Here is a 5,932-nt window from a genome sequence, read left to right on the forward strand (position 1 = left end):
GGGGAATCGTCTGCAGGCCGGCCAGCAGCGTGATGGCCACGAAAGGAATGCCGCGCCAGACATTGGCAGCGATCACCGAGGCGCGCGCGTTCTCCGGATCGCCAAGGAAATTGATGCGGTGATCGATCAGTCCCATTTCCATGAGCGCCCACGACAGGATGGAGAACTGCGAATCGTAGATCCACCAGAAGGCGATGGCCGAGAGCACCGTCGGCACCACCCACGGCAGCAGGACGATCGCGCGGAAGAACGATTTGAAGGGCAGGTTCTGGTTGAGGATGAGCGCCAGCCAGAGGCCGAGCGCGAATTTCAGGATCGAGGCGCTGATCGTGTAGAGCAAGGTGTTGAAGACGGAGAGCCAGAAGACGGCGTCGCTCCACAGGTATTCATAGTTTTCGACGCCGATGAAGATGCCGGGGCGGCCGATGCGGGCATCGGTGAAGCCGAGCCAGACGCCGAGCCCCAGCGGATAGGTCAGGAAGACAAGCAGCAGTGCAGCCGCCGGAAGCATGAAGCCGAAGCCAAGTGCGTTCCGGCTTTCGCTCCAGCGCGACAGAATCCGTGAGAAGATCGAAGGTCGCGGCTGGATAGCAGCTGACGGCACGGCCATGGGTCGGCTCCTGCTGAGGTCTCATTGATCGGCCGGATCGGCCGCGACGCAATCCGAAGCCAGCCGGGCAGCGGCGCTGCCCGGCTGAGCCGGCTCAAACGCGATAATAGCGATTTGCCCGCTTCTCGGCCTCTTCCATTGCCTCTTGCGGCGTGGCCTGGCCGGTCACCGCTTTGGCGAACATGTCGACCAGCACGTAGTCGGCCATGGTTGCCGCCGAGGCATAGCCGAGCGGCCCGGCATAGCCGTTAGGCCGCAGAGTAGCCGAAGCCTTGGCGTAAGCGGCGTTGTTGGGATCGGCAGTCCACACGGGGTTGTTGTCGAATGCCTTCAGTGTCTGGCAGCAATATCCGGCCGAGGAGGTGATCCAGTCCTTCATTTGCGGTTCCTCGAACATGAACTGCAAATACGCCTTGGCCGCGTTGGGGTAGGGCGTGTAATTGAAGATGACAGCCGTGGTCACCTGGAACAATTCGACGGATTTGCCGACAGGACCGATGGGCAGGTTGGTCGTGCGTATGTCCTTGGCGATTTCAGCCAGCTTTGGATCTTTGTCCTTGTTGATCTTGGCCGTGTTGTAGGCGGAAATTCCATTGGCGATCACCCCCAGTTCGCCGGCCAGGAAGGCGCGGTTGTTGTTGACGTCGAGCCAGCTTTCGGTGCCTGGAATGAAGGTCTTGTAAAGCTCCTGCGCATATTCGATCGCCTTGAGGGTCTCGGGGCTGTTGATCGTTACCTTGCCACTCTCGTCGACCATCTGGCCGCCATGGCTCCACAGCAGCCAATGAGCATAGTTGTTGCCGTCGCCGACGCCATGACCATGCGTGAAGCCGGCCGGATGTCCCTTCGCTTGCAAGGCCTTGCAAAGTTCCAGGAAGCCTTTCGTGTCCTTGGGAAACTCCGAAAAGCCGGCCTCTTTCACCCAGCTTTCCCGATAGACGATGGCATTGCCGATCGTGGCCAGGGGCAGGCCGACGAACTTCCCGTCGCGTGTCGCATATTGCTTAGGTCCCTCGTGCCAGCCGCCATATTTCGAGCCGAGATACTCGCCCAGTTCGCTCACGTCGTGCAGCTTGTCGGGATATTGGTGCGGGTCATCGAACCAGACGAACATCAGGTCGGGGCCGGACCCGACATTTGCTGCGACCGCCGCCTTGGGACGACTGTCCTCCCAGCTTTCCTTGTCGACGCGAACCTCGACACCTGTCGCCTCGGTGAAGCGTTTGGTGTTGGCCAGCCATTGGTCTTCATCGCCCTGGACGAAGGGCGACCAGCGCAGCAGTCTAAGCTTGGCGCCATCCTCGGGTTTGTATTTCAGTCCGTCCTGGGCAAGGGCCGGAGAGCTGATGAACCGACTTCCCAAGGCACCCGCCGCCGCGCCGGCGGTGGTGCGGATCACGTCGCGTCTGGTGAACTTCATGCTCGTTTCCTCCTGTTGTTGTCCTTGCCTGTGGTCCTACTGATCGATACGTGTCTGGAATCTCTGTCCGGTTTCTGCGTGAAAGAGATGGATAAGGCTGGGCTCGGCCGTAAGCCGGATGGTTTCGCCCGGCGTAAAGGAATGTCGTTCCCGGAAATTCGCGACGATCTCTTCGCCGCCGGCTGTCCGGCCGATGAGCTGCACTTCGGACCCGGTTGGTTCAACCACCGCGACGGTGACCGGAATGCCCTGGTCGTCGGACAGCCGCAAATGCTCGGGCCTTATTCCCAGCACCACAGGCTCGCCATTGCGGATGGAAAGTGCCGAGGCCAACGGGACCGAAATCCCCCCGGCGCCGCGGAACGAGGGTGAGCCGTCGGTAGCGATCTCGCCCCTCAGCAAATTCATGGCCGGCGAGCCGATAAAGCTGGCGACAAAAAGATTGTTCGGCCGGTCATAGAGTTCCAGCGGCGGCCCTATCTGCTCGACGATGCCGTCATGCATGACCACGATCTTGTCAGCCATGGTCATGGCTTCGATTTGATCGTGAGTGACGTAGACTGTCGTGGTCTTGAGGCGCTGGTGCAGTTCCTTGATCTCGGCGCGCATCTGCACCCTGAGTTTGGCGTCGAGATTGGACAGCGGTTCGTCGAAGAGAAAGACCGCCGGATCACGCACGATCGCGCGGCCCATTGCGACGCGCTGGCGCTGGCCGCCGGAAAGCTGCCGAGGATAGCGCGCCAGCAACGGCACCAGCCCAAGGATTTCGGCCGCGCGGCGCACGCCTGCATCGCTCTCCGGCTTGGAAACTCCTTTGAGCATCAGCGAGAACGCCATGTTCTCGGCGACGGTCATGTGTGGGTAGAGCGCATAGTTCTGGAAGACCATGGCGACGTCGCGCTCCTTGGGCGCAACGTTGTTGACGACACGTTCGCCAATCGCGATCTGGCCGCGTGAAATCTTTTCTAGGCCGGCGATCATTCTGAGGAGGGTTGATTTTCCGCAGCCCGACGGTCCGACCAGAGTGACGAACTCGCCGTCCTCGATGTTCACGCTGACCCCGTGCAGGATCTCGACAGCGCCGAATGATTTATAGACTTCGCCAATTGCGACAGACGCCATCGATCCTCCCAACAAATTCCCGCGACGTCGTCGAAGGAACAACGCTTCCGCTAGCGACAGCCCTGGCTCCTCCCAGGCTCACGCTAGGCTGAAACGGTAGCGCTACCAAACCGGGCTGTAAAGCGTTTACGGGAAAGCCGAACCTTGGAGGGTCCGCTTCGCGCCACACAATGCTCCCAACTACTCCTGCGTCCGCTTCTGCGTGATCAGGTCCAGCCGCTCGCGGTCGGAGCGTTCGCGTTCGTCGCGGTTGCGTACGTCCTTGTAGGCGCGCTCGACCATGTTGGTGCGGGCGGTCGCCGCGGCGATGAGGCTGGCTTCCTGCCTGGCGCTCGCCAGGTTCGCTTCCTGGCGCACCACCGCCTGGGCAATGCGGCGATGGTAGAGATCGGGAAACAGGGCGGAGAGCGAATCGGCCTGGTCGAAATGGCCGACCAGTTCCTTGGCCTCGGCCTCGGCGGCACTGGCCGCCGCAAGGAAGGTGGCGTGGCGGGTTTCGTGCAGCGCCTTCAGCTGTTCCTGAACCTTGACCAGCTTCTTGAGGCGGTCCTTGCGCGTGCTCATTTCTATCTCGCCAATGTCAGATCGACGAAGCCGTCGACGAACAGCGACAGCATGGTGCCGACGGCGAAATAGAAGATGATCATGCCGCCGGCGATGATGAAGGGCTGGGAGATGAAATAGATCGGGATCTGCGGCGTCAGCTTGTTGACGAAGCCGATCGTCAGATTGACGAGAATAGCATAGGCGACGAACGGGCTGCCGAGGCGGATGACCAGGAAGAACGTGTCCGACACCGTGTCGGTGACATCGACGAGGGCGGCCTGCGGGTTGAAGAAGACGTTGACCGGCGCGACCGTGTAGGAGGAAACCAGCGCGCGTATTATCTCGTGGTCGAAATCGAAGACGAACAGCATCAACAGCGCCGAGAACGAGATGATTGCGGCAAGGGCTGCCTGGGGTTCGGGCTCCTCGATCGCCGGTCCGCCGGTGCCGCCATAACCGACCAGCATGGCGATGGCCGAGCCCATGAAGCGCAGGGCTTCCATGTAGAGCCTGGTCATGGCGCCGATCAGGCCGCCGACCAGAAGTTCCGAGATGATCATCGGCACAAGGATCTGCGGGCGCGGGTCGACGAAAGGAAAGATCTTGTCCCACAGAAAGGCGAGCAGGCCGCCGGTGGCGGCGACCGCCACGAACAACCTGACCTGGACCGGGACGCGGGCGCTGGAGAGGCCCGGCATCAGCATGAAACAGGCGCCGATGCGGCAGAAGGCGAGGAACGCCGCGATGACGACGCCTTGCGACAGCACGCTCACGATATGGTTCCGAGCACCTTGATCTCGACGCCCTTGGCGATTTCGACATGGCTGAGCACCGGCAGCGTGGTGAACAGGCGCTCGATGATCATGCGCACATAGGGGCGGGCGTCGGGCGCGGTGACGAGGACGAAACGCTCGCCGGCTTCCAGATATTTCTTGATCGCCTTGGTGGCGTCCTGGCCGAACTCCTCGAGCTGACGCGGGTCGATGTCGAATTCGCGCACCTCGCCCTTGGCGTCGCGCTTGAGGCTCTGGTGGAAGGCGAGATCCCAGCGGTTGCCGAGGCGCAGCACTTTCAGCACGCCGCCCTCGGACAGGTCGCCGCATATCTGCTGGGCCATGCGGATGCGGACATGCTCGACGATCTGCTCGGTGCGGCGCACATGCGGCGCGATCTCGGCGATCGCCTCGATGATCAGGTGCAGATTGCGGATCGAGACGCGCTCGGCGAGCAGCAGCTTCAACACCGCCTGCAGGCCGGGATAGGAGATGTGCGTGGTGCAGATCTCGTCGGCGAGCTTGCGGTATTCCTGGTCCTGGCGTTCGAGCAGCGCCTTCATGTCCTTGTAGGACAGAAGCTGCGGCAGGTTGTTGCGGATGACCTCGGAGAGATGGGTGAGCAGCACCGACATGTTGTCGGCGAAGGTGTAGTTCTCGCGCTTCAAATCCTCGGCGAAGGCTTCGACCACGGAATAGGCGCGCATGCCGAAGGCCGGCTCGCGGATTTCCTCGCCCGGTATCTCGGGTATGTCGCGGTTGCCGAGCAGCACCATGATCTCGCCGACGCGCATCTGGTACTCGGCCACCACGGTGCCGTGCACCTTGATCTGGTAGCTCTTCGGCGGGATGGCGAAATCGTCGGCGACGCGCACTTCCGGCACGACGAAGCCGTACTGGGTGGCGAATTTCTTGCGCATCTTGCCCATGCGGAAAACCAGTTCCTGATGCGACGTCAGCAGCCTTGTCGACAGCTGCTTGCCGATCAAAAGCTCGATCTCGGCGGTGGCGAGCGAAGCCTTGACCGAGTTCTTCTCCTCTTCGACCTTGGTCGCCTTTTCCTGATCCTTGATCGCCTCGGCTTCGGCGACGGCGCGGTTGGCGCGCATCGGGATGACGTAGCCGAGACCGGCCATGCCGGCGGCGAGCGCAAAGAACGGGAACAGCGGCAGGCCGGGCATCAGGCCGAGCAGCACCAGCAGCGATGCCGCGACATAGAGGGCGCGCGGGTGGGCACCGAGCTGGCCGAACACCGCCTGGTTGGTCGAGCCGCGGGTGCCGCCCTTGGAGACGAGCAGGCCGGCGGCGAGCGACACGATCAGTGCCGGGATCTGGGTGACGAGGCCGTCGCCGACCGACAGCTTGATGAACACGTCGGCGGCATCGCCATCGGCTACATCAGGCACGGTATGGGCATGGGCGAAGCCGCCGACGATGTTGATGGCGGTGATGATGAGGCTG

Annotated in this window: 6 protein-coding genes; all 6 read right to left on the reverse strand. The window is 62.1% G+C overall.

The genetic code is table 11. The annotated features are described in order from the left end of the window. Positions 1–610 (reverse strand): sugar ABC transporter permease (locus EN906_RS20190; protein WP_164777257.1); only part of this gene is annotated, 610 nt, incomplete at its 3' end. Between the two features lie 94 nt (positions 611–704). Further along, complete coding sequence (locus EN906_RS20195; RefSeq protein WP_127375328.1) at positions 705–2,030, reverse strand: ABC transporter substrate-binding protein; 1,326 nt, start codon at positions 2,028–2,030, stop codon at positions 705–707. A gap of 36 nt (positions 2,031–2,066) precedes the next feature. Further along, the gene (ugpC, locus tag EN906_RS20200) at positions 2,067–3,152 is read right to left on the reverse strand and encodes a sn-glycerol-3-phosphate ABC transporter ATP-binding protein UgpC (protein ID WP_127271287.1); all 1,086 of its coding nucleotides are present in this window, start codon (positions 3,150–3,152) and stop codon (positions 2,067–2,069) included. Positions 3,153–3,332: 180 nt separating this feature from the next. After that, positions 3,333–3,716: a hypothetical protein gene (locus EN906_RS20205; RefSeq protein WP_127271285.1), complete on the reverse strand. Its 384-nt coding sequence runs from the start codon at positions 3,714–3,716 to the stop codon at positions 3,333–3,335. A gap of 2 nt (positions 3,717–3,718) precedes the next feature. Next, complete coding sequence (gene fliR / locus EN906_RS20210) at positions 3,719–4,471, reverse strand: flagellar biosynthetic protein FliR (protein WP_023810025.1); 753 nt, start codon at positions 4,469–4,471, stop codon at positions 3,719–3,721. After that, positions 4,468–5,932 (reverse strand): FHIPEP family type III secretion protein (locus EN906_RS20215; RefSeq protein WP_127375329.1); only part of this gene is annotated, 1,465 nt, incomplete at its 5' end. The genes fliR and EN906_RS20215, both read right to left, overlap by 4 nt.

This window comes from Mesorhizobium sp. M7A.F.Ca.CA.004.06.1.1 (assembly GCF_003999135.1).
Classification (GTDB): domain Bacteria; phylum Pseudomonadota; class Alphaproteobacteria; order Rhizobiales; family Rhizobiaceae; genus Mesorhizobium.

Excerpts from the sequence above, each read along its gene's own strand:
- EN906_RS20195 (WP_127375328.1), bottom strand. The coding sequence starts at position 2,030 with ATGAAGTTCACCAGACGCGACGTGATCCGCACCACCGCCGGCGCGGCG.
- ugpC (WP_127271287.1), bottom strand. The coding sequence starts at position 3,152 with ATGGCGTCTGTCGCAATTGGCGAAGTCTATAAATCATTCGGCGCTGTC.
- EN906_RS20205 (WP_127271285.1), bottom strand. The coding sequence starts at position 3,716 with ATGAGCACGCGCAAGGACCGCCTCAAGAAGCTGGTCAAGGTTCAGGAA.